Consider the following 23,997-nt stretch of genomic DNA (forward strand, 5'->3'; position numbering starts at 1 on the left):
GCAGCGTGCCTCCCCAGCGGGTCTGTCCCGGCCCTGGGCCGGGGGTCGGCGACATACTAAGGTAAGGGTTACCTTATTCACAGGGTCAGCACCTGGATCGCCCAGGGGTGGGATGCCGGGCCGTCTCGTCCTACGCTTGGCTAAGGCAAGCCTCATCAAAGGAAGTTCACGTGGGGACCTCAGCGGTCCGGGCGGCGAAAGGCCCCCGCGCAGTTGCACTGCTCGCGCTCTGTGGCGTGGCGCTCCTCGCGCTGTGCGCCCTCTCCATGGCGTACGGCGCGCTCGCCGTACCCCTCGACCAGGTCTGGGACACGCTCACCGGCGACGCGCCCAACTCCCGCATCGAGAACGTGATCTGGTCCGTACGTCTCCCCCGCACCGCCCTCGGCCTCGCCACCGGCGCGGCGCTCGGCCTGTCGGGAGCCCTGATGCAGGCCCTCACCCGCAACCCGCTGGCCGACCCCGGGATCCTGGGCGTCAGCGCGGGCGCCGCCTTCGCCGTCGTGGTGTCCGTCGGCGTCCTGGGGATCGGGACGGTCCACGGCTACATCTGGTTCGCCTTCGCCGGCGCGCTGGTGGCCAGCGTGCTGGTCTACCTCCTGGGCGGACTGGGGCGGTCGGGATCCACGCCGGTCAAACTGGCCCTGGCCGGCGTGGCCGTGACGTCCCTGCTGTTCTCCCTGACCAGCGCGGTGGCGCTGACCGATCCGGACGCCCTCAACCGCTACCGCTTCTGGTCCGCGGGCTCGCTCGCCGACCAGAACGACGAAGTCCTGCTGCGCGTCCTGCCGTTCCTCGTGGTCGGCGGCGTCCTGGCCCTCGCCTGCGCCCCCGCGCTCAACAGCCTCGCCCTCGGCGACGACGTCGCCAAGTCGCTGGGGCTCAAGCTGGGCACGGTCCGCGTGTGCGGGGTGGTGGCCGTCACGCTGCTCACCGGCGGGGCGGTCGCCGTGATCGGCCCGGTCGTCTTCGTCGGCCTGGTCGTGCCGCACATCGCGCGCGTCCTGACCCAGTACGCCGGCATCGGCCCGGACCACCGCTGGCTGCTGCCCCTTTCGGCGGTGCTCGCCCCCTGTCTGCTGCTGGCGGCGGACATCACCGGTCGGCTGATCGCCCGCCCGGTCGAGATCCAGGCCGGCATCCTGGTCGCCTTCATCGGCGGCCCGTTCTTCATCGCCCTGGTCCGCCGCCGGCGCCTCGCGGAGCTGTGAGCCATGGCGTCGCCGCCAAGTCCCTGGGCCGCACCGCTCCGGCACGCCGGGCAGGCCCCCGCCGAACCCCCGCACGAAGGTGTGAGCGCATGACGACCGAACTCGTGCCCGGAGCCGGACGAGGGGATGTGGCGGACCGGGTCGCCGTCCCCCGCTCTCCCGGCCGCCTCCCGTTCCGGCTCGGTGTCCCGCCCGTCTCCGGAGTGCTGCGGCCCCGGCTGGTGGCCGTTTGCCTGGTCCTCGCCGGCTGCGCCTTCCTCGCGTTCTGCGTGGAGACCGCGGTCGGCGACATCGCCCTTCCGCTCCCCGACGTGATGCGGGCCCTGTTCGGCGGGGGCGATCCGGGGACCCACTTGATCGTCCATGAACTGCGCCTGCCGCGCGCCCTGGCGGGCCTGCTGGTCGGCATCGCGTTCGGCATCTCGGGCGCCCTGCTGCAGACCATGACGCTCAACCCGCTCGCCAGCCCCGACATGATGGGCGTCACCCAGGGCGCCGGCGCGGCGGTGGTCGCCGGCATCGTCCTCGGCTGGGACGGCGGCGCGGGTACCCAGGTCCTCGGCCTGATCGGCGCGTTGACGGCCGCGCTGCTGGTCTACGTCCTGGCCTGGAGCCGCGGCACCACCGGCTACCGGATCGTCCTCGTCGGCGTCGGGATCGCCTGGATCTGCACCAGCGCCACCGACTACCTCATGGCGCACGGCAGCCGGTTCCAGGCGCAGGCGTCGCTCGGCTGGCTGGTCGGCAACCTCAACGGCCGCACCTGGGACCAGATCGGCCCGCTCGCCGTGACGATGGCCGTCCTGGTGCCGGCTGCCCTGTTGCTCGGCCGGCAAATGCGGATCCTGCAACTGGGCGACGACGTCGCCCGGGGCCTGGGCACCCGCGTCCAGACCGTGCGGGTGGCCGTGCTGCTCATCTCCGTCGGCCTGGTGGCCTTCGGCACGGCGACCGCCGGTCCGGTCGCGTTCGTGGCGCTCGCCGCGCCCCAGGTCGCCCAGCGCCTGGCCGGCACCTCCGTCCCGCCGCCCGTGGCCGCCGGGCTGACCGGCGCCGTGATGGTGCTCGTGTCCGACCTGATCGCCCGGAAGCTGATCCCGGACACGGAGCTCCCGGTCGGGATCGTCACGGGTGTCCTGGGCGCCCCCGTACTGCTGTGGCTGCTCGTCCGCGCCAACCGCGCCGGTTCAGGAGGCTGAAGACGTGTCATCGAAGCACGAGGTGTACGAAGGTCCCGCCGAGGGGCCCGACCTGCGCGCCGAGGGCCTGCGCCTGGCGTACGACGACCGGGTCGTCGTCGACGACCTCGACGTGGTGATCCCGCCCGGCCGGATCACGGCGATCGTCGGCGCGAACGCGTGCGGCAAGTCGACCCTGCTGCGGGCGCTGGCCCGGCTGCTGACCCCGAAGGCCGGCGCCGTCCACCTCGACGGACGCTCGGTGCACTCGATACCCACCCGCGCCCTGGCGCAGCGGCTCGGCATCCTGCCGCAGACGCCGGTGGCGCCGGAGGGGCTGACGGTCATCGACCTGGTGGGGCGCGGACGTTCACCGCACCAGACGTGGTGGCGGCAGTGGTCGGCCGCCGACGAGGAGGCCGTGCACGACGCGCTGCGGGCCACCGCGATGACGGACCTCGCGCACCGGCCCGTCGACGCGCTGTCGGGCGGTCAGCGGCAGCGGGCCTGGATCGCCATGGCGGTCGCGCAGGGCACCCCGGTGATGCTGCTGGACGAGCCGACGACGTATCTGGACCTCGCGCACCAGATCGACGTCCTCGACCTCGTCACCGACCTGAACCGGCATCAGGGCCGCACGGTCGTGATGGTGCTGCACGACCTCAACCAGGCCTGCCGGTACGCCGATCACGTCGTCGCGATGAAGGCGGGCCGGGTCGTGCGCGAGGGGGCGCCCGCCGACGTCGTCACGGCCGCGACGGTGCAGGAGGTCTTCGGGCTGCGCTGCGTGGTCGGCGAGGACCCCGTCAGCGGGACGCCGATGGTCATCCCGATGGGCCGCCACCACGAGGGCGCGGACGCGGGCGGGGGCACCGCGGGCGCCGCGGACACGGCTCCGGTCGCGGCCGGCTGACCTGGGTGCGGACCGGCCGGCTCACCGGCCCGCGCCGAGGGTCACGCTAGGGACGGGGCGTCAGATAGCCGCCCATGGTGCGGAAGTAGTCGGTGGCCGCGTGCTCGGTGCCGTCCGCGGTGCGCACCCGCCTGACGACCAGACCGGGCAGCCGCCCGGTCCGCGCCGCGGCGCCGGCGACGACGACCACCCCGTCGCCCTCACGGATGAAGATCCGGCCCGGCGTGCCTCCGTAGCGGCCCTCGGAGACGGCGGCCGAGACGATCCTGATCCGTTCGCCGCGGTGGTGGGTGAAGGCGTTCGGGTACGGGTCCGACTGCGCCCGCACGAACCGCTCCAGGTCCTCGGCCGGCCAGGTCCAGTCGATCCGGCTGTCCTCCAGGGACCGCTTGTGGAAGAAGCTGGAGCGCGAGCGGTCCTGCGGCGTCCACACCGCCTTGCCGGCGGCGATGAGGTCCAGGGCGTCGGTCACGATCGGACCGATCAGGTCGACCGTGCGGTGGAACAGGTCGGTGGCGGTGTCGGTGGCGCCGACCGGCACCGCGCGCTGGAGCAGGATGTCGCCCATGTCGAGTTCGGCGTCCATGCGGTGCGCGGTGACGCCGACCTGCTTCTCACCGTTGATGAGCGCCCAGATCAGCGGGGAGAAGCCGGCGTAGGAAGGCAGCAGCGAGTCATGGACGTTGAGCGTGCCGTGCGGCGGCAGCTCGAAGATCTCCGGGGGCAGCCAGGTGCGCCAGTTGTTGGCCACGATGATGTCCGGCTCGGCCTCCTTGAGCGCGCGCAGGAGCTCGTCGTCGCCCGGCCGGTTGCGCAACAGCACGGGCACACCGTGCTGTTCGGCGAGGTCCGCGACCGAGTCGCTCCAGATCCTCTCGTACGCGTGGTCGCTCTTGGGGTGGGTGACGACGAGGACCACCTCGTGGTCGGAGGCGAGCAGAGCCCGCAGCGTCCGGTGCCCCCACGTCTGATAGCCGAACATGACGACCCGCATATAGGCCTCCTCAGGCATTGCTAGGTAAGGCTAACCTTATCTAGCATGTGCCTGCTTGGGGGAGGCAGTGTTCCAACTTTGGGAACGCCGCGTCCCCCCTTCATGGGAGGCGATGAAGCGGTGACGACACTGCAGAGCGAGCCGGATGACGTCCACGACCTTCTGGGCATCGGCTTCGGACCGTCCAACCTCGCACTGGCGATCGCGCTGCAGGAGCACGGCGCGACGTCGGACCGTGGGGGCGGGATCCGGGCGCTGTTCCTCGAGAAGCAACCTCGGTTCGGCTGGCATCGCGGCATGCTCATCGACGACGCGACCATGCAGGTGTCCTTCCTCAAGGACCTGGTCACGATGCGCGATCCCACCAGTGACTTCAGCTTCCTGTGCTACCTGCGGGAGCGCGGCAGGCTGGTCGACTTCCTCAACCAGAAGACGCTCTTCCCGCTGCGCATCGAGTTCCACGACTACTTCGAGTGGGCGGCGAGCCGGGTCGCGTCGCTGGTCGAGTACGGCGCGGAGGTCGTCTCCGTACAGCCCGTCACCGAGGACGGCGAGGTCCGCTGGTTCGACGTCACCACCCGTGACCCGGCCGCCCCGGAGCGGCTGACGGTCCGTCGGGCGCGCAACGTCTGCGTGGCCACCGGCCTGGAGCCGCATCTGCCGCCCGGCGCCGAGCGGTCCGGACGGGTGTGGCACAACAGCGAGTTGCTGACCCGGGTGGAGCGGATCGTGGCTTCCGCGACGCCCGTGCGCCGTGCCGTCGTGCTCGGGGCCGGGCAGAGCGCCGCCGAGGCCGTGGACTACCTCCACCGCACGTTCCCCGACGCCGAGATCTGCTCCGTGTTCGCCAAGTACGGCTACACCCCGGCCGACGACAGCCCGTTCGCCAACCGGATCTTCGACCCCGAGGCCGTCGACCTGTACTACGGCGCGCCGCGCGAGGTGAAGCAGTCGCTGTTCGAGTACCACCGCAGCACCAACTACTCGGTGGTGGACATGGAGTTGATCGAGGCCCTGTCCCGGACGATGTATCAGGAGAAGGTCCAGGGCAGGCAGCGGCTGCGGATGATGAACGTCTCCCGCATCCGCGAGGTGGAGGCCGGCGCGGACGACGTCAGGGTGACGGTGGAGTTCCTGCCGACCGGCGAACGGGAGGTCGTCTCCTCGGACGTACTCGTGTACGCGACGGGCTACCAGCCGCGGGGCATCGGCGACAACCTCGGCGAACTGGCCAAGCTGTGCGTGCGCGACGAGGAGGACACCCTCGAGGTCGGCCGCGACCACCGCGTGGTGACCACGCCGAACGTCACCGCCGGCATCTACCTCCAGGGCGGCACCGAGCACACCCACGGCCTCACCTCCACCCTGCTGTCCACCACCGCCGTCCGGGCCGGGGAGATCCTCACCTCCCTGCTGGCCCGCCACGGCGCGGACACCATGAGCGCGGACCGCGTGCCGGGCTAGGTCCGCACGCGCAGGGGCCGCGGGTGGGCGGGACGGCTGCCGTCCCGCCCACCCGCGGCCCGTCGGCGCCGGGCGGCCGTGACGCTACCGGCGGCTGCGCACGAGGAGATGGAGGAAGTACGGCGTCCCGATCACCGCGGTCATCAGTCCGGCGCCGAGCTGGGCCGGTGCGATCACGGTCCTGCCGATCAGATCGGCGGTGCAGACCAGGACGGCGCCGAGGAGCATGGCGACCGGCACCACCCGCACGTGCTGCCGGCCCACCAGGGCGCGGGCCGCGTGCGGCGCGACGAGGCCCACGAAGCCGATGGTGCCCGCGGCGGCCACCGCGGTGGCGCTCAGCAGGACGCTCACCACGAGGAAGCCCAGGCGCCCCCGAGCGACGTCGAGTCCGAGGAGCCGCGGCGTGTCCTCGTCGAGCGACACCAGGTCGAGTTCCGTACGCCGCGTCACCGCCACCGCCGTACCGACGGCCAGCACCAGAGCGAGCGGCACCACGTCGGGCAGTGTCCGGCCGTAGGTGGAGCCCGACAGCCAGGTGAGCGCCTTGGTCGCGTTGAACGGGTCGGTGAGGATGATGAGCATGCTGATCAGGGCACTCGCCCCGGTCGCGACGCCGAACCCGACGAGGACGAGCCGGTTCTGCTGGAACCCGCCCCGGGCCGCGAGCCCGAAGACGAGGACCGAGCTGACGGCCGCGCCCGCGAACGCGGCGCCCGCCACGGCCCACGACCCGGCCACGGGCACGGTCGTCACGAGGAGCACCGCACCGAGCGCCGCGCCGCCGGAGACTCCGAGGACCCCCGGCTCGGCCAGCGGGTTGCGGGTCACGGACTGCACGAGGGTCCCCGCCAGGGCCAGCGCCGCGCCCGCGAGCAGCGCGGCGGCGACCCGGGGCACCCGGGTGTCGAGGACGAAGCTCACGGTCCGGCCGGCCCTGCCCTGGGCCCAGTTGACGACGTCGCCCAGCAGCAGCTTGCTGTCGCCGAGCAGCACGGCGGCGATCGCCACACCGACGAGAACGGCCACGAGCACGGCCGTGGTGGTGACGAAGACGGCCCGGCTCCTGATGCGCAGCCGGTCGGGCGCGGCGGCGGCCGCCCCGTCGCGGACCCGGGTGGCCATCACCACCAGGAACACGGCGCCGACCAGGCTGGTCACGACGCCGGTCGGCACGGCGACCGCGAGGTCCGCCGGTACGACGGCGCGCAGCAGCACGTCCGAGCAGAGCACCAGCAGCGCGCCGACGAGCCCCGCGAGCGGCAGGGCCGCGCGGGAGCGGTGGAACCCACGGAACCTGCGGGCGAGGGGGCGGACGAGCGCGGGGGCGCACAGGCCCACGAAGCCGATCGGCCCGGCGAGCGTGACGGCGGCGGTGGAGAGCAGCGCCGTGAACACGACGACGGTGACCCGGGTGGTGCGGACCCGCACGCCCAGACCGCGCGCGGCGTCGTCGCCGAGCGCCAGGGCGTCGACCCGACGGGCCACGAGCAGCAACCCGACGAGACCGGCGACGCCGACGGGCGCCGTCTGGAGCACGCCGTCGAAGCCGTTCTGGGCGATGCTGCCCTGGTTCCACCGGTAGAGGCCCTCGGTCTGCTGCGGGAACAGCAGGAGCAGCCCCTCGGTGACGGCGGTGAGGCCGAGCATGAGGGCGCTGCCGGCCAGCACGAGCCGGACGGTTCCCGTGCCTGGACCGGACAGCCCGAGGACGACGGCCGCGGCGGCGAGGCCACCGGCGAACGCGACCCCGGTGGAGGCGAACAGCGGCAGCGAGACGCCCGTGACGGCGGCCACCCCGAGCGCCAGGTAGGAGCCCGCGTTGACGGCGAGCGTGTCGGGGGACGCGAGGACGTTGCGGCTGACGGCCTGGAGGGCGGCGCCCGCCGTCCCGAGCAGCACCCCGACGACGAGTCCGGCGGTCATCCGGGGCAGCCGCGAGGCGATGACGACGGACGAGTCGCCCGGGTCGGCCCGGCCGGTGAGCGCCTTCCACACCTCGGGCGCGCCGACCGCGGCCGTGCCCTGCGTGATGTCCACCAGCGCGAGCACGACGACCAGCAGGACCAGCGTGGCCGTCACCGCGGCGGCGCCGCTCCGGGACGTGGCGGGCGTCGGGCGGGTGGTGGGAGCGGTTGCGGTGACGGCCACGGTGTTACTTCGCCAGGGCCTCGACGACCGCGTCGACGTACTGCCCCATCGACTCGGGGCCGCCGAACATCCAGATGCCGTCGGGCAGCCGGTGCACGTCGCCCTTCTTCACGAACGGCAGCGAGGTCCACACCTTGTCCTTGGCCAGCGCGCCGGCGAACGGGGTGCTGTTCTTGTCGCCCTCGCTGCCGATGTAGGCGAACTGCACGTCACCGAGTGCGGTGAGGCCCTCGACGTCCGTCGAGGCGAGCCCGTAGTCCTTGTCGCCCTCGACCTTCCAGGCGTTCTTCAGACCGATCTTCTCGTTGACCGCGCCGATGAGCGAACCGCCGGTGTACGGGCGGATCGAGACCTGGTTGGAGACGACGTACCCGTCGGCGAAGGCGTAGTCGGCGCCCGCGAGTCCGGCGTCGGCGAGGGCCTTCCTGCCCTCGGCGAGCTTCGCGTCGAACTGCTCCTTGAGCTCGTCCGCCTTCGCGGTGGTGCCGGTGGCCTGTGCGATGAGGTCCAGGTTCTCCGTCATCTGCCCGATCGGGTCGGACCCGTCGGCGGAGCGGAGCTCCAGGACCGGGGCGACCTCGCGCAGCTGCTTCACGGCGGCCGGCGGCAGGTCGGTGGTGGCGACGATGAGGTCCGGGGAGAGCGAGGCGATGGTGTCCATGCTCGGCTCGCCGCGCGTGCCGATGTCCTTGGGCTCGTTCTTCAGCGCGACCGCGGTGTCCCAGGTCTTGTAGCCCTTGACGTCGGCCACGCCGACGGGGTCGACGCCCAGCGATATCAGGTTCTCGACCACGTTCCACTCGGTGCCGACGACCTTCTTGGCCGGACCGTCGAGTTCCACCTTCGCGCCGTTGGCGTCGGTGAGGGTGATGCGCTCGCCGCTCTTCTTCGCGGCGTCGTCGGCGGCGGGCTCGGTGGTTCCGCAGGCGGTCATGGTGAGCGCCGCGGCGGTGGTGACCGCCGCGGTCAGCAGGAGGCGTCTCATGAGGTGGTGCTGAGCCTTTCGCTTCGCGTGTGGTGTCGGCCGATGGCGCGGGTGCGCAGCCGGCCGGTGAGGGGGTCGGTGTCGACCTCGATACGGATGCCGTACGTGTCGGTGAGTCGCTGTGCCGTCAGGACGTCCTCGGGCAGGCCGTCGGCGATGATCCGGCCCTCGTGGAGCAGCACGATCCGGTTGGCCACGGCCGCGGCCTGGTCGAGGTCGTGCAGGACGGCGCCGACCGCGATCCCGTGTTCGTCCGCCAGGTCGCGGACGAGGTCGAGGAGTTCGATCTGGTAGCGCAGGTCCAGATAGGTGGTGGGCTCGTCGAGGAGCAGGACGCCGGTCTCCTGGGCCAGGCAGCCGGCGAGCCAGACGCGCTGGAGCTGGCCGCCGGAGAGGTGCTCCGCGCCCCGGTCGGCGAGTTCCGCGACGCCGGTGAGGGCGAGCGCGCGGTCCACCGCCGCCCGGCCGTCCGCGTCGCCCCGGCCCCAGCGGCCCCGGTAGGGGTAGCGGCCGAACTCGACGACGTCACGGACGGTCAGACCGCTGGGCGTGGGCCGTCCCTGTGTCAGCAGGGCGACGCGGCGCGAGAACTCGACGGGGGTCAGCGCGAGCCCGTCGGTCTCGCCGTCGATGACGAGAGCGGCGGTCCTCGGGCGTTGCAGCCGCGCGAGGGTGCGCAGCAGCGTCGACTTGCCGCTGCCGTTGGGCCCGACCAGCACGGTCACCTCGCCCGGCCGCAGCCGCAGGGCGGCACCGTGGACGACGTCGACGCCGTCGTAGGCCACGGTGACGTCCGTGGCCGACAGCTCATGACCGCGTGGACGCACGGTCCCGGAGGTCTCTTCAGCAGCTCGCACGTTGCAAAGGTTAGCCTAACCTAAGCTCGCTTTGAAGCAGGGGTGACCGTCGCGCAAGACGAAGATCCGCCAGATCAGACGACCGTGACCGGATGACGCACCACCGCGTCGAAGAGATAGCCCTGCGTGTTGGGCACGGCGACGTCGGGCTGGCGGCGGCCGTGGGTGTCGGTGGCGCGGGCCAGCAACTGCGTGGCGCCCGCCCGCTCGGGCGTCCAGGCCACCGACCAGCGCGTCCAGGTGTCGGCCCGGCAACGGTCGTGCAGCCGGGCCCGCCGCCAGCTCGTCCCGCCGTCGGTGCTGACGTCGACCCGCGCGACGGCGCCCGCGCCCGACCAGGAGCGGCCGCGCAGCACCTGCTCCTCCCCCACCGCGAAGGTGGCGCCGCTCGCCAGCTCGAAGGCGCTCTTGACCGTCTGCCGGGTCAGCGGCGCGCTGCCCTGCGCGGGGTGGGCGGGTCCGAACAGCCGGTAGAACGTGGTGTTCCAGGGCGAGAGGAGCGGCTGCGCGGACACCTCGATGTCGCCCACCCATTTGACCGACGAGATCCCCACCCACGAGGGCACCAGCACCCGCACCGGATACCCGTGGTCGTACGGCAACGGCTCGCCGTTCATCTCGTACGCCAGCAGGACGTCGTCGAGCGCCTTGGCCAGCGGCAGCGGACGGCGCACCCGGCCGAGGTTCTCGCCCCCGCTGACGTACTCGGCGTCCAGGCCACGGGGCTGGACGTCCACGGCGCGGGAGGAGAGCCCGGCCCTGCGCAGCACATGGCCCAGCGGCACCCCACGCCAGCGGGCGACACCGATCGCGCCCAGTGTCCAGGCGGTACCGGTGACCGTCTCGCCCTGCTGGGTCGCGTAGTGGGAACGGCCGTTCCCGGCGCACTCGACGAACGCGGTACGGGTGACGGCGGGCAGGGCCCGCAGGTCGTCGTACCCGAACTCCACCGCTCCGTCCTCGCCGGGTGCGCCCCGCAGCCCGCTGCCCCACAGCCGCAGCCGCCAGTCGCGCACCTCCAGGACGGGGGTGGCGGTGTGGTTGCGCACGAAGAACAGTTCGTTGGGGGTGTGGTGGCCGGTGCCGCGCAGGGCCTCCCAGCGGGTCTCGGCGTTGGTGCCGCGCGGGATGAACCACTCGGGCGGCAGCGGCTTGACGATCGATGTGGCGGCGCGGGCCGGGCCGGGCGCCGGGAGCGCCGTCGCGGCGGCGGTGGCGGCGAGCAGGCTGAGCAGACGGCGTCTGCTGACCCCGTCCGCCCGGGCGTCACCGGCGAGCCACTGGCGCAGCCTGTGCCGGTCGTAGGCGGTTTCGCCGGTGCGGCCGGCGGGGCGGGGTGACGGCGTGGCGGATGCGGTCATGGCGGCTCCTCGTCGTCGTGCGGAACTCGGGGGTGGCGGGCGGGGACGGCGTCCGGGACGCCGTCGCCGTACCGCGAAGTGACAGCGTGTCAGTGCGAGTGAGGGAGAACCCGGCCCGCGAGAGGGGCACCGCGGGGAAGGCCGGCCGGGGGCCGAAGCCGGGTCAGGCGCGACACGCCGCGGACCACACGCGGCCGAAGTCGATGTGGGCGCGCGAGACCAGAAACGGCTCGTGATGCATGCGCCCCAATTGAGCAGCAGCTCCCGCTCCTCGTCAAGCCTCTGCCCGGCGGCCGCGCGGCGCGCCGGAACCCGTTCCCCACTTTCCCTATCGAATTACTAGGAAAGTATTGACGCGGCACCGCGGGGGCGCGCAGGATGCGGTACATGTCCCGTACACAGCAGCGACTCGTTCGCCGTCGGCATGTCGACTTCGGTCACGTCGTCAGCGCCGCCTGCTGTCGCGCGTAAGGCACGCGGCCCCCACCTTCGCCCGCGCCTCTCCGCCCCCTTCCCCCAGCCGGCCGGACGGCCCGGGCTCCGACCCGCCGCACCTGACGGCGCCGCACACTTACCGAGGGACGACCGCCATGACCACGGCACTCCCGGCCCAGGCCGGCCCGCACGATCCCGCCCACCCCGACGCACGGAGACTGCGCCTGGTGGGCGACCCCACGGCGCGCGGTGGCGCCGGGGCACCCCCTTCCCCGCCGCTCGTCGGCTACCTGGTGCTCGTGCCCGAAGGCACCGACCCCGCCGAGCTGTTCGTCAAGGACAGGCCGCGGCCCGCGATCCTGCCGGTCCCCGCTCCGGGCCCGTCGCCCGCCCGGGGCACCGGGGACGACGTCGTCCGGATCGACCCGGAGCGCCACCTCGCCGAGCTGGACGGCCGCGAACTCGACCTGACGTACCTGGAGTTCGCCCTGCTCGCGCATCTCGTCCGCCATCCCCACCAGGTGCACGCGCGCGACCGGCTGGTGGCCGCCGTGTGGGGCTACGACCACATCGGCGACGGCCGCACCGTGGACGTCCACATCGCCCGCCTGCGCCGCAAGCTCGGTGAGGCGCACCGCCACCGGATCGTCACCGTACGGCGCGTGGGCTACAAGTACGTGCCCGGCCGGCAGGACGGCCTCCGCTCCCCCTCCTGCGACCGGTTCTGAGGAGTCGACCGCCATGGGCGTTGCCACCGCGCCGCCGGGATTCGCGTTGCCCTCGGAACCCGCGTCCGCATCCGAACCGAACGGGCCCGGACGCGCGCACTGGCTGCGCGTGGCCCGCGAGGCGGCCGACGACCTGGCCACCGACGCGGTGGCGAGGGAGCAGGCGGGCAAGACGCCCTTCGACGAGGTGTCCCGGCTACGGGAGTCGGGCCTGCTGACCCTCCTGGCTCCGGCCGGGTCCGCGGGAGGCGGCGCGGACTGGACCACGGCCTACGCCGTCGTCCGGGAGATCGCCGCGGCGGACGGCGCGATCGCCCAACTGCTCGGCTGTCACTACTTCCTGTCGTGGAGCGCCCGGTTCTTCGCGGACCCGGCCCTCGCCGCGCGGATCGAGCGGCGGTCCGCGGCGCGGCAGTGGTGCTGGGGCGGCGGGCTGGCCCCCCGGGACCCCTGTCCCACGCTGGCCAGGACGGCCCACGGATCGGTGCTCGACGGTCGGCAGAGCTTCGTCACGGGCGTCGCCATAGCCGACCGGCTCGTGGTGCGGGCCGTACGGGCCGGCACCGGCGAGCCGGTCGCCGTCGTCGTGGATCCCGGCCGCCGGGGGGTGCGGATCGACGCCGACGCGGACACCTTCGGGCAGCGGCTCGCGGGCGGCGGCAGCGTGGAGTTCGACTCCGTACCGGTCGCGGCCGAGGACGTGCTCGGCTCGCTCTCGGCGGACGAGGACGACCTCTCGCCCGCGGCCGCGCTGGCATCCCCGGCGGGGCGCCTCGTCTCCGTCCAGTTGCTGCTCGGGACGGCGCAGGGAGTGCTCGCCGAAGTCCGTGAGTACAGCAGGACCGCTCCCCCCTGGCAGTACGCCCGGCCCGCCGGCACCCCCCACGACCCGCAGGCGCTCACCACCTTCGGCGAACTCACGGTCCTCACGCGCTCCGCCTCCGCGCTCACCGACCAGGCCGTGGCGGCCCTGGACGACGGGCTGGCGCGCGGCGAGGACCTCGCCTACGACGCGTACGCGGAGATCTCCGTCCTGGCGGCGATGGCCGAGGCGGCCGCCGTGACGGCCGCGCGGGAGTGCACCACCCGCGCCCTCGACGTCGTCGGCGCCCGCGCGGTCTCGGCACGGCTGGGCCTCGACCGGTTCTGGCGCAACGTCCGTACCCACACCCTGTACGAACCCGGCGCCCACCGGCTGCGCGAGGTCGGGGACTACTTCCTCGACGGCACCCACCCGCACTTCACCCTGCCGGCCTGATCGCGGGTCATCTCGGAATGCGAGATGGCCATGTCCAACATCCGATCGCACTCTTGGGGAGGGCGCGACTTTCTGCCACGATCCCTAGCAGTCAGGTAGGAAAACTAGGGATCCCGGGGGGTGGCCATGCGCGCGTACGACCGATGCGACCGTGCCGGCCGGTTGCTCCCCCTGCTGACCTCGCGCCGACACATCGATCTCGGCCGCACCTCCAGCGCCATCTGTCGGCCCGTCTGAGGCCGTCCGCACGGACGTCCCCGGGCCGGCAGCGCCCCACGCGCCCGTCGTCGCCCGCCTCCGCCCGCCGGTGCTTTCGCCCCGAACGGCCGCCATGCGTCGGGTCGTCGCGCGCTCCCGCGCCGCGCTCACCCCACACCCCCCGCACCTCCTCGATCAGCCCTTTCCTCGAAAGGACACCTCCGTGTCTGCCGCAAGACCGTTCACCACCCTGCGCACCCTCGCCGCCGTGGCGGCGCTCCCCCTCCTGCTGACCGCCTGCGGCTACGGCGCCGAGTCCACCGACGACGGCAAGCGGACGGAGGTCGCGGCGGACGCCGAGAAGCTGTCCGCCGACGAGGTACGGATCGGCTACTTCCCCAACCTCACCCACGCCACCGCCCTGGTGGGGGTCGAGGAAGGCCTGATCCAGAAGGAACTCGGCGGCACCCGGATCAAGGCCTCGACCTTCAACGCCGGCCCCTCCGAGATCGAGGCGCTGAACTCCGGCTCCATAGACATCGGCTGGATCGGCCCCTCCCCCTCCATCAACGGCTACACCAAGTCGGGCGGCAAGAACCTGCGCATCATCAGCGGTTCCGCCTCCGGAGGCGTGAAGCTCGTCGTCGACCCGGACAAGATCAAGTCCCTCGACGACCTCAAGGGCAAGAAGATCGCCACACCGCAGCTCGGCAACACCCAGGACGTCGCGTTCCTCAACTGGATCGCGGAGAAGGGCTGGAAGGTCGACGCGCAGAGCGGCAGCGGCGACGTCTCCGTGGTCCGCACGGACAACAAGATCACCCCCGACGCCTACAAGTCCGGCTCCGTGGACGGCGCCTGGGTGCCCGAGCCGACCGCGTCCAAGCTGGTCGCCGAGGGCGCGAAGGTGCTGCTCGACGAGTCCGACCTGTGGCCCGACAAGAAGTTCGTGATCACGAACATCATCGTGTCGCAGAAGTTCCTGAAGGAGCACCCCGACGTCGTCGAGGCCGTGCTGCGCGGTTCCGTGAAGACCAACGAGTGGATCAACGCCCATCCCGAGGACGCGAAGGCCTCCGCCAACGCGGCGCTCAAGGAGCTGTCGGGCAAGGAACTGCCCGCCGAGGTCATCGACCCGGCGTGGAAGTCCATCACCTTCCTCGACGACCCGCTCGCCGCCACCCTCGACGCCCAGGCGGAGCACGCCGTCAAGGCGGGCCTGCTGGAGGAGCCCCAGCTGAAGGGCATATACGACCTCGCGCCGCTCAACGAGGTGCTCAAGGCCGAGGGCAAGGACGAGGTCGACGACGCCGGTCTCGGCGTCAGGTGACGACCGACCCGATCCGATGAGTTCCCAGGAGGTGACGACCATGGCCACCACGCTCGCCAAGGCCGCCGAGGACGCCTCGCGCACGACGTACGCCGCGCGTGTCGAGCACGTCTCGAAGTCCTTTCCCGCGCCGGGCACGCCCGGCGGGCGGCAGCTCGTCCTCGACGACATCACCCTCGATGTCGCCCCGGGTGAGTTCGTCACCCTCCTGGGGGCCTCCGGCTGCGGCAAGTCGACGCTGCTCAACCTGGTCGCGGGGCTCGACCTGCCGTCCGCCGGCTCGATCGGCACGGACGGCCGGCCCGCCCTCATGTTCCAGGAACACGCGCTGTTCCCGTGGCTGACGGCCGGGAAGAACATCGAACTCGCGCTGAAACTGCGCGGGGTCGCGGCCCCGCAGCGCCGCGCCGAGGCGGAGCGGCTGCTGGAGGTCGTCCGGCTGCCGGGCGCGTTCCGCAAGCGGGTGCACGAACTGTCCGGCGGCATGCGCCAGCGCGTCGCTCTGGCGCGCGCGCTGGCCCAGGACTCGCGGCTGCTGCTGATGGACGAACCGTTCGCCGCACTGGACGCGATCACCCGGGACGTGCTGCACGACGAGCTGACCCGCGTCTGGCACGAGACGGGGGTCTCCGTGCTGTTCGTGACGCACAACGTGCGTGAGGCGGTGCGGCTGGCACAGCGCGTCGTGCTCCTGTCCTCCCGCCCGGGACGGATCGCGCGGGAATGGACGGTCGGCGTTCCGCAGCCCCGCCGCATCGAGGACGCCGCGGTCGCCGAACTGTCCGCCGAGATCACCGACGAACTGCGTGAGGAGATCCGCCGCCATGGCCGGCACTGACCACGTCGTGGGCACCGAGCCCGACGTCCGCGAGGACGGCCCCCGGACCGCCGGGGCGCCGCGGGACCCGCACGACCTGGCGGGACTGGAGGCCGGGCTCGACGCGCTGGACTCGGTGCAGGTCGGCCGCACTCCGCTGCGGGAGACCCTCCTACGCAAGGTGCTGCCTCCCGTCACCGCCGTCGTACTGGTGCTGGTGGTCTGGCAGTTGCTGGTGTGGGCCGAGGTCGCCCCCGACTACAAGCTGGCCTCGCCCTCCGACGTGTGGGGCGAGGTACGCGACGCCTGGCTCCAGGGCACGCTGCTCGACTACATCTGGACCAGCGTCTCGCGCGGTCTGCTCGGCTTCCTGATGGCGCTCGCCATCGGCACCCCGCTCGGACTGCTGGTCGCCCGCGTGCGGTTCGTGCGGGCGGCCGTCGGCCCCATCCTGTCCGGACTGCAATCGCTGCCGTCGGTGGCCTGGGTGCCGCCGGCGGTGATCTGGCTCGGACTGAACGACTCGATGATGTACGCCGTGATCCTGCTCGGCGCGGTCCCCTCCATCGCCAACGGCCTGGTCGCGGGGATCGACCAGATTCCCCCGCTGTTCCTGCGCGCCGGACGGACACTGGGCGCGACGGGGCTGCGCGAGGCCCGGCTCATCGTGATGCCGGCCGCGCTGCCCGGCTACCTCGCCGGCCTCAAGCAGGGCTGGGCGTTCGCCTGGCGGTCCCTGATGGCCGCCGAGATCATCGCCTCCTCCCCCGACCTGGGCGTGGGACTCGGCCAGTTGCTGGAGAACGGCCGCAACACCAGCTCCATGTCCATGGTCTTCCTCGCCATCCTGCTCATCCTGATCGTCGGTGTCGCCATCGACCTGCTGCTCTTCAGCCCGCTGGAGCGGCGGGTGCTGCGCGACCGCGGCCTCCTGGTCACCCGCTGAGGGGGCCGGGCGGCCGCCCGTGCGCTCGGTCGGTGAGACTGTGCGGTGTGAACGACCACCGCCCGGTCCCCCGGGATCCCGCTCCGGAGCAGTACGGGCGCCTGCGGGTGCGGACCGCCGACCTCACCCCGGCCGACTGGCTCACCGCACGCTCGGCCGGCTTCGGTGCGCCCGGCGGCCTCGGCACCGTGACCGGCGTGACGGGGCCCGGGTTCCCCGCCTACGTCCGGGTGCTGCACCCGGCGGGCCTGGACGAGCGGCCGGTGCGCTGGGAGACGGTGGCCGCCGCGCACGGACGTACGGTCACGCCGACGGCCCGCTGGCACGAACTGGTCGGGATGGACGACCTGTACCAGAACGCCGCCGAGTACGGCCTGCCCGGCGTCTGGGACGAACATCCGGCGGAGGGCCCGACGCCGCTCCCCGTCGCCGAGGCCCTGATCCCGGTACTGGAACGGCACACCCGGACACCGGAGGAGTGCCGGTTCGGGCTCTGGCACGGCTACGGGCGCCTGGACTTCGACCGGTTCCCCGTCTTCGCGACCCCCGGCCGTGACGAGGTCCTGCTCACCGGCGCGCTCGCCGACGCCGTGTCCCCCGCCGAAGCGGACGAGTTCGCCGAACTGCCCGACCTGTGGTGGCCGCGGGACCGCGCCTGGTGCGTCGGCGGTGACGTGGATCTGGTGAGCACCTACGTCGGCGGCTCCACCGAACTGATCGCCGACCTGCTGGCGGCCCCTGCACTGGAGACGCACGCCGTCGCGCCGGGCGACCCGGTCGGCTGACGAGCGGAACGGCCGGTGCCGAGGGAGTTGTTGGGGTTGGGGCCGCCGAGCGAGGGGAATGGTCCGGCGTAACGGTGATCGGGTCGCTCGTCCAGGGCCGGCCGCCGGCCGAGGACAAGGTTCAGCTGCACGCGGAGCGCAGGACGGCGACCCGCAAAACCCCCGAGGAGGCGACGGTCATGAAGCGTATCCAGGAGGAGAAGCGTCCACGGCCGCCGCGCCGCCCCTCGGGTCTCGACCTGAGAACGCCGTCGGGGCGCACGCTGCCCTACTGAAGTCCCCTCAGCCGTCCCAGGACCAGTCCGCCACCTCCGGCAGGTCGGTGCCGTGGAGGCGGATCCAGTCGTGGTGCCGCAGCCGGGCGTCCTCCATGCGCTGGCGCACGGCGGCCGCGCGCACCCCGAGGCCGGGAACGCGGTCGACGACGTCCATCACCAGGCGGTACCGGTCGAGGTCGTTGCGGACGACCATATCGAACGGCGTGGTGGTGGTGCCGATCTCCTTGTAGCCCCGCACATGCAGGTTCGCGTGTCCGTTGCGCCGGTAGGCCAGGCGGTGGATCAGCCACGGGTAGCCGTGGTAGGCGAAGACGACCGGCTTGTCCCGGGTGAACAGGCCGTCGTACTCGAAGTCGTTCATGCCGTGCGGGTGTTCGTCGCGGGGCAGCAGGCGCGCGATGTCGACGACGTTCACGACGCGGACGGCGAGCCGGGGCAGATGGCGGCGCAGCAGCTGGGCGGCGGCCAGCACCTCCTGGGTGGGGACGTCGCCCGCGCAGGCCAGCACAACGCCGGGCTCCCGGTCGCCGTCCTCGGTGCCGGCCCAGTCCCAGATGCCTGCGCCGCGGGCGCAGTGCACCCGGGCCTCGTCCATGGACAGCCAGTCGTAACAGGGCTGCTTGCCCGCGACGATCACGTTCACGTAGTCACGGCTGCGCAGTGCGTGGTCCGCCACGGAGAGCAGGGTGTTGGCGTCCGGCGGCAGGTAGACCCGTACGGCCTCGGGGCTCTTGTTGAGGATGTGGTCGACGAAGCCGGGGTCCTGGTGGGAGAAGCCGTTGTGGTCCTGCCGCCACACATGGGAGGTGAGGAGGTAGTTGAGGGAGGCGATGGGTGCGCGCCAGGGCAGACGGCGGGTCACGCGCAGCCATTTGATGTGCTGGTTGACCATCGAGTCGACGATGTGCGCGAAGGCCTCGTAGCAGGAGAACAGCCCGTGACGGCCGGTGAGCAGGTAGCCCTCCAGCCAGCCCTGGCAGGTGTGTTCGGACAGGATCTCCATCACCCGGCCGTGGCGGTCGAGGTCTTCGTCCACGTCCAGCGTCGCCGCCTGCCACGCCTTCCCGCTCGCGGCGTAGACGGCGTCCAGGCGGTTCGAGGCGGTCTCGTCGGGACCCACGAGGCGGAAGTCGCGTCGGTCCGCGCTCTCCCGCATGACGTGTTCGAGGAACCCGCCCAGCACGCGGGTGGGTTCGTGCACGGTCGCGCCGGGCTTGTCGACCGGGACGGCGTACCGCTCCAGTGGCGGCAGGGGCAGTTCGCGCAGCAGGAGGCCACCGTTGGCGTGCGGGGTGGCGCCGAGCCGGCGCGGGCCCGCCGGGACGCAGTCGAGGACCCGCGGCCGGGGAGCGCCGCGCTCGTCGAAGAGTTCCTCCGGGCGGTACGAGCGCAGCCACGCCTCCAGCGCGCCCAGATGCTCGGGGTTGGTGCGCACGCCTGCCAGCGGGACCTGGTGGGAGCGCCAGGTGCCCTCCACCGGCAGGCCGTCGACCTCCGCCGGTCCCGTCCACCCCTTCGGTGTGCGCAGCACGATCACGGGCCAGCGGGGACGCTCGCCGGCCCCGTCGTCGCGGGCGGCGCGCTGGAGGGCGGCGATACGGTCCAGCGCGGTGTCCATGGCTCCCGCCATGGCCCGGTGCACGTCCTGCGGGTCGTCGCCGGTGACGTGGAGGGGGTCGTGGCCGTAGCCCTTCAGCAGCTCGTCCAGTTCGCCCTCCGGCAGGCGGGCCAGGACGGCCGGGTTGGCGATCTTGTATCCGTTGAGGTGGAGGATCGGCAGCACGGCACCGTCGTGGACGGGGTCGAGGAACTTGTTGGAGTGCCAGGACGCCGCGAGCGGTCCGGTCTCCGCCTCGCCGTCGCCGATGACACAGGCCACCAGGAGACCGGGGTTGTCCAGGGCGGCGCCGTAGGCGTGGGACAGGGAGTAGCCCAGTTCCCCGCCCTCGTGGATGGAGCCCGGGGTCTCCGGGGCGACATGGCTGGGCACGCCGCCCGGGAACGAGAACTGCCGGAACAGCCTCGCCATCCCCGCGCCGTCCCGTGTGATGTCCGGGTACGTCTCGGTGTACGAGCCCTCCAGCCAGCTGTTGGCGAGGACGGCGGGCCCGCCGTGCCCGGGTCCCCAGACGCACAGGGCGTCGAGCCCCCGTGCCTTGATCACCCGGTTGAGGTGGGTGTGCACCAGGTTCAGGCCCGGTGAGGTCCCCCAGTGGCCGAGGAGCCGGGGCTTGATGTGCTCCGGGCGCAGCGGCTCGGTGAGCAGGGGGTTGGCCATCAGGTAGATCTGGCCGACGGAGAGGTAGTTGGCGGCACGCCAGTGGGCGTCCAGTGCCTGGAGTTCCTCGTCGGTGAGGTCGGCGGTCGAGCGTCGCGTGTCGACGGACATGGACGTTCCTTCCCGTTCGGGCGGAGGCGGACGGTTCGGGCGGGTGCTCTCTCCCACTCCGCCCGGCGACGGGTACCCCGGCGGCGCCGGCGCGCCACCCGCTGACGGGCCGCCGGGTCAGGGGCGGCTGAGGAGGATGCCGGCCGCGCCGCCCTCACCGGCGGAGACGGCGCCCCGCGGTTCGTTCGCGGAGAACGGCGGCCTGTCCTGCCGGCACGTCGTTCCCTCCGGCGGCAGGGCGCCGTCGACGAGGTAGCGGCTCTCGTGTGCCTGCACGCAGCCGCTGGGGTTGACCAGTGCCGTGTGCCCGTATCCCTCGTGGGTGAGCAGGCGGGCGTCGGCCAGTTCCCTGGCCATGGCCTGCGCGCCCGAGAAGGGGGTCGCGGGGTCGTTCGTGGTGCCGACGACCAGGACGGGGTGGGCCGTCCGTCTGTCCCACGGGCCGCGATAGCTGTCCTGCGCGACGCCCGGCCAGGTGGCACAGGCCACCGTTGCCCACGTCCAGTAGCGCCCGGCGTCACCCGCCCTGGCGGCACTGGCCTCCTCCATGGCCGGATAGGCCCCCGGATCGCGCGGGTTGGGGCTGTCGCCGCACATGACCGCGACGGCCTGCTCCTCGCCCAGGTACGGACTCGGGTCCGGGACGGCAGGCGCGGGCGGCAGCGCGGGCTGCCGCGGGACACGGCCCTGCCAGAGGTCCTGCAGCCTGCCGGCGAGTTCCGACCAGCCCGGCAGGACGGAGTAGAGGCCGCTCACCGCGTCGCCGACCGTGCGGCCGTAACCGTACGCGCCGACGGGATCCGTCTTCAGCCGCCGCAGCAGCGCGTCGAACTTCTCCCGTGTCTCCTGCGGGTTGCCGGCGGAGAAGGGGCAGCGGGCGCTCGTGGCGGCCCCGCACAGGCGGAGGAACTCGTCGAGGACCGACGCGGCACCGCGGTCCGATCCCAGTCGCAGCATGGTGGCGAGCCGGGCCGCGGCCTCGGAGGCGCCGTTCGTCCAGGCACGTGGGTCCCAGTTGCTGTCCAGGACCATGGCGCGGACCGTGTCGGGGAAGAGGTTGGCGTAGGTGGCGCCCAGATAGGTGCCGTAGGAGATGCCGAGGTAGGTGAGCTGCGGGTCGCCCACCGCCTTGCGGAGCAGTTCGAGGTCGCGGGCGGTGTCGGTGGTGGACACATGACGCAGCAGCTCCGGGTCACGTTGCCGGCAGCGTTCGCCGAGGTCCCGGTACGCGGTGATCCAGGCGGCGCGTTCCTTCGCGCCCACCGGGACGCCGGTCGTCTTGGTCGTCGTCCACTTCTCGGCCTCCGCGGTGCTCGGGAAACAGTTGACCGCGGTGCTGCTGCCGATGCCCCTCGGGTCCCAGCTGACGATGTCGAACCGCTCCCGCACCTCGCGCGGGAAGAAGTCGTAGTTCTGGGGCATCTGCACGGTGCCGGGACCGCCGGGGCCTCCCGGGTTGAAGAACAGGGTGCCGATACGCCGCCCCGGGCCGGTCGCCTTCCGCTTGACGACCGCCAGGTCGATGGAGCGTCCCTTCGGGTCGCCGTGGTCCAGCGGCACCTTCGCGGTCGCGCAGTCGTACGGGCTGCCCTTGACGCAGGGGCTCCAGTCCATCTTCGGGGCGGACGCCGAGGGGGCCCGGGTGGCGTCGGCGGTGGCGAGGCCCGGAACGGCCGGCGCCGTCGCGCAGATGACCACCGCGGCGGCCGCGGCACAGGCCCGGCGGCGGCCCGTGGGTGCGGATATGTGCATGCGTTGTCCATTCACGGGTGGGCGCCCGACGCCGCCCATGCGCTGGGCGCCGGCACGCGTGCACGTCAACACCACCGTGGTCCGGCGGGGCGCGCGAGCCGGCCGCCGCCGAATGGCGGAGCCGCCGCCCCGCCCCGTGTCACGGGACGGGGACCCGTGCCCCCGACCGGCACGTGCGGGCGACCCGCGCGCGGCGGACCGGCGTCGCGGGGGCCGGCGCACGCGGCACCTTCACCGTCTGGCGCCGAAGTTCTGCGTCCACCACGGTCCGCCGGAGCCCTCGTGGATGCCGACGCCGATGTCCTTGAAGGAGCAGTTGAGGATGTTGGCGCGGTGGCCGGGGCTGTTCATCCAGGAGTCCATCACGGCCTGGGGGGTCTGCTGGCCCCGGGCTATGTTCTCCCCGTACGTGGACCAGTCGTAGCCCGCGGCGGTGGTGCGCTGCCCGGGGTCGGCGCCGTCCGGGTTGGTGTGGTCGAAGAAGTCACGGGCGGCCATGTCCTGCGAGTGTCCCTGGGCCGCCTGGTTCAGCTGGCCGTCCTCCGAGAGTGGACCGCAACCGGCCGCCGACCTCTCCTCGTTGACCAGCGCCACCACCTGCGCGACGGCGCCCGTCGGGGCCGGCTGGGTCTGCGGCGGGGCGCTGGGCGCACTGCGGGTCGGCGTGGCGGGCGGCCGGGGCGCGGGCACCGTCTTCCTGGTGGGCGACGGGGTCCTGGAGGGGGTCGCCTTCTTGGACGGCGAGGCGGACGGCGACGCGGACCTGGAGGCCGACGGCGAGGCGGTCGGGGTGCCGGGGGTCGAGACGTCGACCGCGGGGAGCGCGCTGGTCCGGGCGGCGGAGGCCTCCTCGGTGGCGGTGTCGGGGTCCGGGTCGAAGTACCACAGGCCGCCACCCGTGACGCAGGCCGCGACGACGGCGACTCCCGCGGCACGGCGCCGGACGCGCCGGCGCCGCCGGGCCTCGCTGCGGGACGCCGCCCGGCCCTGCGGCACCCGGCGCCCGGCTGCGGGGCCCGATCCGTCCCGGCCCGCTGACGGGCCCGGCCGGGACGCCGAGCCCACCATGGCCATGCCACCGGAGGCGCCGAGCACCCGCTCCAGCAGCGCGGGCGTCGCGGCGACCAGCGCCAGTCCGGCCAGCAGCCCCTCGGCGGGCATCAGCCCGCTCCACAGCCCCGAGCAGCGTGCGCAGCCGCGGGCGTGCCGGGCCGTTCGCTTGCGCCACAGCGCCGAGGGGCGGCCGTCCCACGAGGCCAGCAGCCCGCTCAGTTCCTCGCATCGCGGACGCGCGTCGAGCGCCCGCACGACCACCCGGGCCGCCTCCAGCTGCGCCTTCATCCGCTGCACCCGGACAGCCGTGTGCTGGGGCGAGAGTTCCAGGGCCTCGGCGACCTCGGACCGCGTCAGCTCACCGGCGCACTCCAGCCACCACAACGACAGCAGTCCCCGGTCGTCGGGCTCCAGCCAGCGGGTCGCGCGGGCGGTCTCCTGGCGTTGCCCCGACAACTGGAGCCGGACCATGGTCAGGTCGACGAAGTCGGCCCCGGGGTCGGCGAGGTCCTGGGCCTCGTCGACGGTGCCGGGCGCCGAGCGGCGGTCGTGCCAGTGCGCCCGGACCTGATTCATCGCGATGGCCACGAGCCAGGAGCGGAAGTTCTCGGGAGCGCGCAGGGAGTCCAGCGAGTCGAGGGCACGGAGCATCGTGTCCTGCACGACGTCGTCGACGTCGACCGAACCGTTCAGCGCCCGGCCGACGACGTTGTAGACCAGCGGCAGGAACGCGCTGACCAGAGCGTCCTGGGCCTGGGGGTCGCCCTCGGCGGCGGCGGTCACCAGTGCCGCCGTCTCCCTCGTGCGCTCTGTACTCATCAAAAGTCTTCCTGTCCTCGACGCCGAACGGTCCTGTCCGATACATGGGAGATCGATCGGGGGCCCCGGGATAACAGTTCTTCGGACGCGTGTTC

19 protein-coding genes are annotated in these 23,997 nt (G+C 72.9%); 11 read left to right on the top strand and 8 right to left on the bottom strand.

Annotated features, from left to right (window positions below; genetic code table 11):
- The first annotated feature begins 170 nt into the window (after positions 1-170).
- From ACZ7LV_RS18970 to ACZ7LV_RS18980, 3 genes are all read left to right on the top strand, one after another.
- Positions 171-1,211 carry a FecCD family ABC transporter permease gene (locus ACZ7LV_RS18970; RefSeq protein ID WP_401671349.1) on the top strand — a complete coding sequence of 347 codons (1,041 nt, stop codon included), beginning with the start codon at positions 171-173 and terminating at the stop codon, positions 1,209-1,211.
- 89 nt (positions 1,212-1,300) lie between these two features.
- Positions 1,301-2,410, top strand: a complete 1,110-nt coding sequence (locus tag ACZ7LV_RS18975) for a FecCD family ABC transporter permease (RefSeq protein ID WP_471940623.1) — start codon at positions 1,301-1,303, stop codon at positions 2,408-2,410.
- Positions 2,411-2,414: 4 nt separating this feature from the next.
- Positions 2,415-3,302 (top strand): ABC transporter ATP-binding protein, encoded by an 888-nt coding sequence (locus tag ACZ7LV_RS18980; RefSeq protein ID WP_471940625.1) that lies wholly within the window; start codon positions 2,415-2,417, stop codon positions 3,300-3,302.
- A gap of 46 nt (positions 3,303-3,348) precedes the next feature.
- Here the strand turns inward: ACZ7LV_RS18980 and ACZ7LV_RS18985 are convergent, their stop codons facing one another.
- Positions 3,349-4,296, bottom strand: a complete 948-nt coding sequence (locus ACZ7LV_RS18985) for a methionyl-tRNA formyltransferase (protein WP_471940985.1) — start codon at positions 4,294-4,296, stop codon at positions 3,349-3,351.
- Between the two features lie 120 nt (positions 4,297-4,416).
- On the opposite strand from ACZ7LV_RS18985, the gene ACZ7LV_RS18990 reads away from it, so the two are divergent.
- Positions 4,417-5,760: a lysine N(6)-hydroxylase/L-ornithine N(5)-oxygenase family protein gene (locus tag ACZ7LV_RS18990; protein WP_471940627.1), complete on the top strand. Its 1,344-nt coding sequence runs from the start codon at positions 4,417-4,419 to the stop codon at positions 5,758-5,760.
- Positions 5,761-5,844: 84 nt separating this feature from the next.
- Here ACZ7LV_RS18990 and ACZ7LV_RS18995 read toward each other — a convergent pair whose 3' ends face one another.
- The 4 genes from ACZ7LV_RS18995 to ACZ7LV_RS19010 all read right to left on the bottom strand — a co-directional run bounded on the left by ACZ7LV_RS18995 (position 5,845) and on the right by ACZ7LV_RS19010 (position 11,114).
- Positions 5,845-7,911 (bottom strand): iron ABC transporter permease, encoded by a 2,067-nt coding sequence (locus ACZ7LV_RS18995; protein WP_471940628.1) that lies wholly within the window; start codon positions 7,909-7,911, stop codon positions 5,845-5,847.
- 4 nt (positions 7,912-7,915) lie between these two features.
- On the bottom strand, positions 7,916-8,896 hold the full coding sequence (locus ACZ7LV_RS19000) for an iron-siderophore ABC transporter substrate-binding protein (RefSeq protein ID WP_471940630.1): 981 nt from the start codon (positions 8,894-8,896) through the stop codon (positions 7,916-7,918).
- Positions 8,893-9,753, bottom strand: a complete 861-nt coding sequence (locus tag ACZ7LV_RS19005) for an ABC transporter ATP-binding protein (protein ID WP_471940632.1) — start codon at positions 9,751-9,753, stop codon at positions 8,893-8,895. Before ACZ7LV_RS19005 ends, ACZ7LV_RS19000 begins: the two co-directional genes overlap by 4 nt.
- Before the next feature lie 74 nt (positions 9,754-9,827).
- Positions 9,828-11,114: a sulfite oxidase gene (locus ACZ7LV_RS19010; RefSeq protein WP_471940634.1), complete on the bottom strand. Its 1,287-nt coding sequence runs from the start codon at positions 11,112-11,114 to the stop codon at positions 9,828-9,830.
- Positions 11,115-11,704: 590 nt separating this feature from the next.
- On the opposite strand from ACZ7LV_RS19010, the gene ACZ7LV_RS19015 reads away from it, so the two are divergent.
- The 7 genes from ACZ7LV_RS19015 to ACZ7LV_RS19045 all read left to right on the top strand — a co-directional run bounded on the left by ACZ7LV_RS19015 (position 11,705) and on the right by ACZ7LV_RS19045 (position 17,611).
- Complete coding sequence (locus ACZ7LV_RS19015; RefSeq protein ID WP_471940636.1) at positions 11,705-12,277, top strand: winged helix-turn-helix domain-containing protein; 573 nt, start codon at positions 11,705-11,707, stop codon at positions 12,275-12,277.
- Between the two features lie 13 nt (positions 12,278-12,290).
- Positions 12,291-13,535, top strand: coding sequence for an acyl-CoA dehydrogenase family protein (locus tag ACZ7LV_RS19020; protein ID WP_471940637.1), 1,245 nt, complete (start codon positions 12,291-12,293; stop codon positions 13,533-13,535).
- A gap of 126 nt (positions 13,536-13,661) precedes the next feature.
- On the top strand, positions 13,662-13,772 hold the full coding sequence (locus tag ACZ7LV_RS19025) for a putative leader peptide (RefSeq protein ID WP_401672348.1): 111 nt from the start codon (positions 13,662-13,664) through the stop codon (positions 13,770-13,772).
- Between the two features lie 184 nt (positions 13,773-13,956).
- Entirely contained in the window at positions 13,957-15,063 is a 1,107-nt protein-coding gene (locus tag ACZ7LV_RS19030) for an ABC transporter substrate-binding protein (protein ID WP_471940638.1), read from the top strand.
- Positions 15,064-15,079: 16 nt separating this feature from the next.
- Entirely contained in the window at positions 15,080-15,901 is an 822-nt protein-coding gene (locus ACZ7LV_RS19035) for an ABC transporter ATP-binding protein (protein ID WP_471940640.1), read from the top strand.
- Positions 15,888-16,826: an ABC transporter permease gene (locus ACZ7LV_RS19040; protein ID WP_471940642.1), complete on the top strand. Its 939-nt coding sequence runs from the start codon at positions 15,888-15,890 to the stop codon at positions 16,824-16,826. Before ACZ7LV_RS19035 ends, ACZ7LV_RS19040 begins: the two co-directional genes overlap by 14 nt.
- A gap of 47 nt (positions 16,827-16,873) precedes the next feature.
- On the top strand, positions 16,874-17,611 hold the full coding sequence (locus ACZ7LV_RS19045; RefSeq protein WP_471940643.1) for a hypothetical protein: 738 nt from the start codon (positions 16,874-16,876) through the stop codon (positions 17,609-17,611).
- A 282-nt stretch (positions 17,612-17,893) separates the two neighbouring features.
- Here the strand turns inward: ACZ7LV_RS19045 and ACZ7LV_RS19050 are convergent, their stop codons facing one another.
- The 3 genes from ACZ7LV_RS19050 to ACZ7LV_RS19060 form a co-directional block, all read right to left on the bottom strand.
- Entirely contained in the window at positions 17,894-20,278 is a 2,385-nt protein-coding gene (locus ACZ7LV_RS19050) for a phosphoketolase family protein (RefSeq protein ID WP_471940645.1), read from the bottom strand.
- A gap of 117 nt (positions 20,279-20,395) precedes the next feature.
- On the bottom strand, positions 20,396-22,030 hold the full coding sequence (locus ACZ7LV_RS19055; protein ID WP_471940647.1) for an alpha/beta hydrolase: 1,635 nt from the start codon (positions 22,028-22,030) through the stop codon (positions 20,396-20,398).
- A 231-nt stretch (positions 22,031-22,261) separates the two neighbouring features.
- On the bottom strand, positions 22,262-23,902 hold the full coding sequence (locus ACZ7LV_RS19060; protein ID WP_471940648.1) for a sigma-70 family RNA polymerase sigma factor: 1,641 nt from the start codon (positions 23,900-23,902) through the stop codon (positions 22,262-22,264).
- Between the last annotated feature and the right edge of the window lie 95 nt (positions 23,903-23,997).

The sequence above is a fragment of the Streptomyces sp. NPDC107562 genome, assembly GCF_055657325.1.

Coding starts and splice junctions, on each gene's coding strand:
- ACZ7LV_RS18975 (WP_471940623.1), top strand. CDS start 1,301: ATGACGACCGAACTCGTGCCCGGAGCCGGACGAGGGGATGTGGCGGAC.
- ACZ7LV_RS18985 (WP_471940985.1), bottom strand. CDS start 4,296: ATGCGGGTCGTCATGTTCGGCTATCAGACGTGGGGGCACCGGACGCTG.
- ACZ7LV_RS19000 (WP_471940630.1), bottom strand. CDS start 8,896: ATGAGACGCCTCCTGCTGACCGCGGCGGTCACCACCGCCGCGGCGCTC.
- ACZ7LV_RS19010 (WP_471940634.1), bottom strand. CDS start 11,114: ATGACCGCATCCGCCACGCCGTCACCCCGCCCCGCCGGCCGCACCGGC.
- ACZ7LV_RS19015 (WP_471940636.1), top strand. CDS start 11,705: ATGACCACGGCACTCCCGGCCCAGGCCGGCCCGCACGATCCCGCCCAC.
- ACZ7LV_RS19020 (WP_471940637.1), top strand. CDS start 12,291: ATGGGCGTTGCCACCGCGCCGCCGGGATTCGCGTTGCCCTCGGAACCC.
- ACZ7LV_RS19025 (WP_401672348.1), top strand. CDS start 13,662: ATGCGCGCGTACGACCGATGCGACCGTGCCGGCCGGTTGCTCCCCCTG.
- ACZ7LV_RS19035 (WP_471940640.1), top strand. CDS start 15,080: ATGAGTTCCCAGGAGGTGACGACCATGGCCACCACGCTCGCCAAGGCC.
- ACZ7LV_RS19040 (WP_471940642.1), top strand. CDS start 15,888: ATGGCCGGCACTGACCACGTCGTGGGCACCGAGCCCGACGTCCGCGAG.
- ACZ7LV_RS19050 (WP_471940645.1), bottom strand. CDS start 20,278: ATGTCCGTCGACACGCGACGCTCGACCGCCGACCTCACCGACGAGGAA.
- ACZ7LV_RS19055 (WP_471940647.1), bottom strand. CDS start 22,030: ATGCACATATCCGCACCCACGGGCCGCCGCCGGGCCTGTGCCGCGGCC.
- ACZ7LV_RS19060 (WP_471940648.1), bottom strand. CDS start 23,902: ATGAGTACAGAGCGCACGAGGGAGACGGCGGCACTGGTGACCGCCGCC.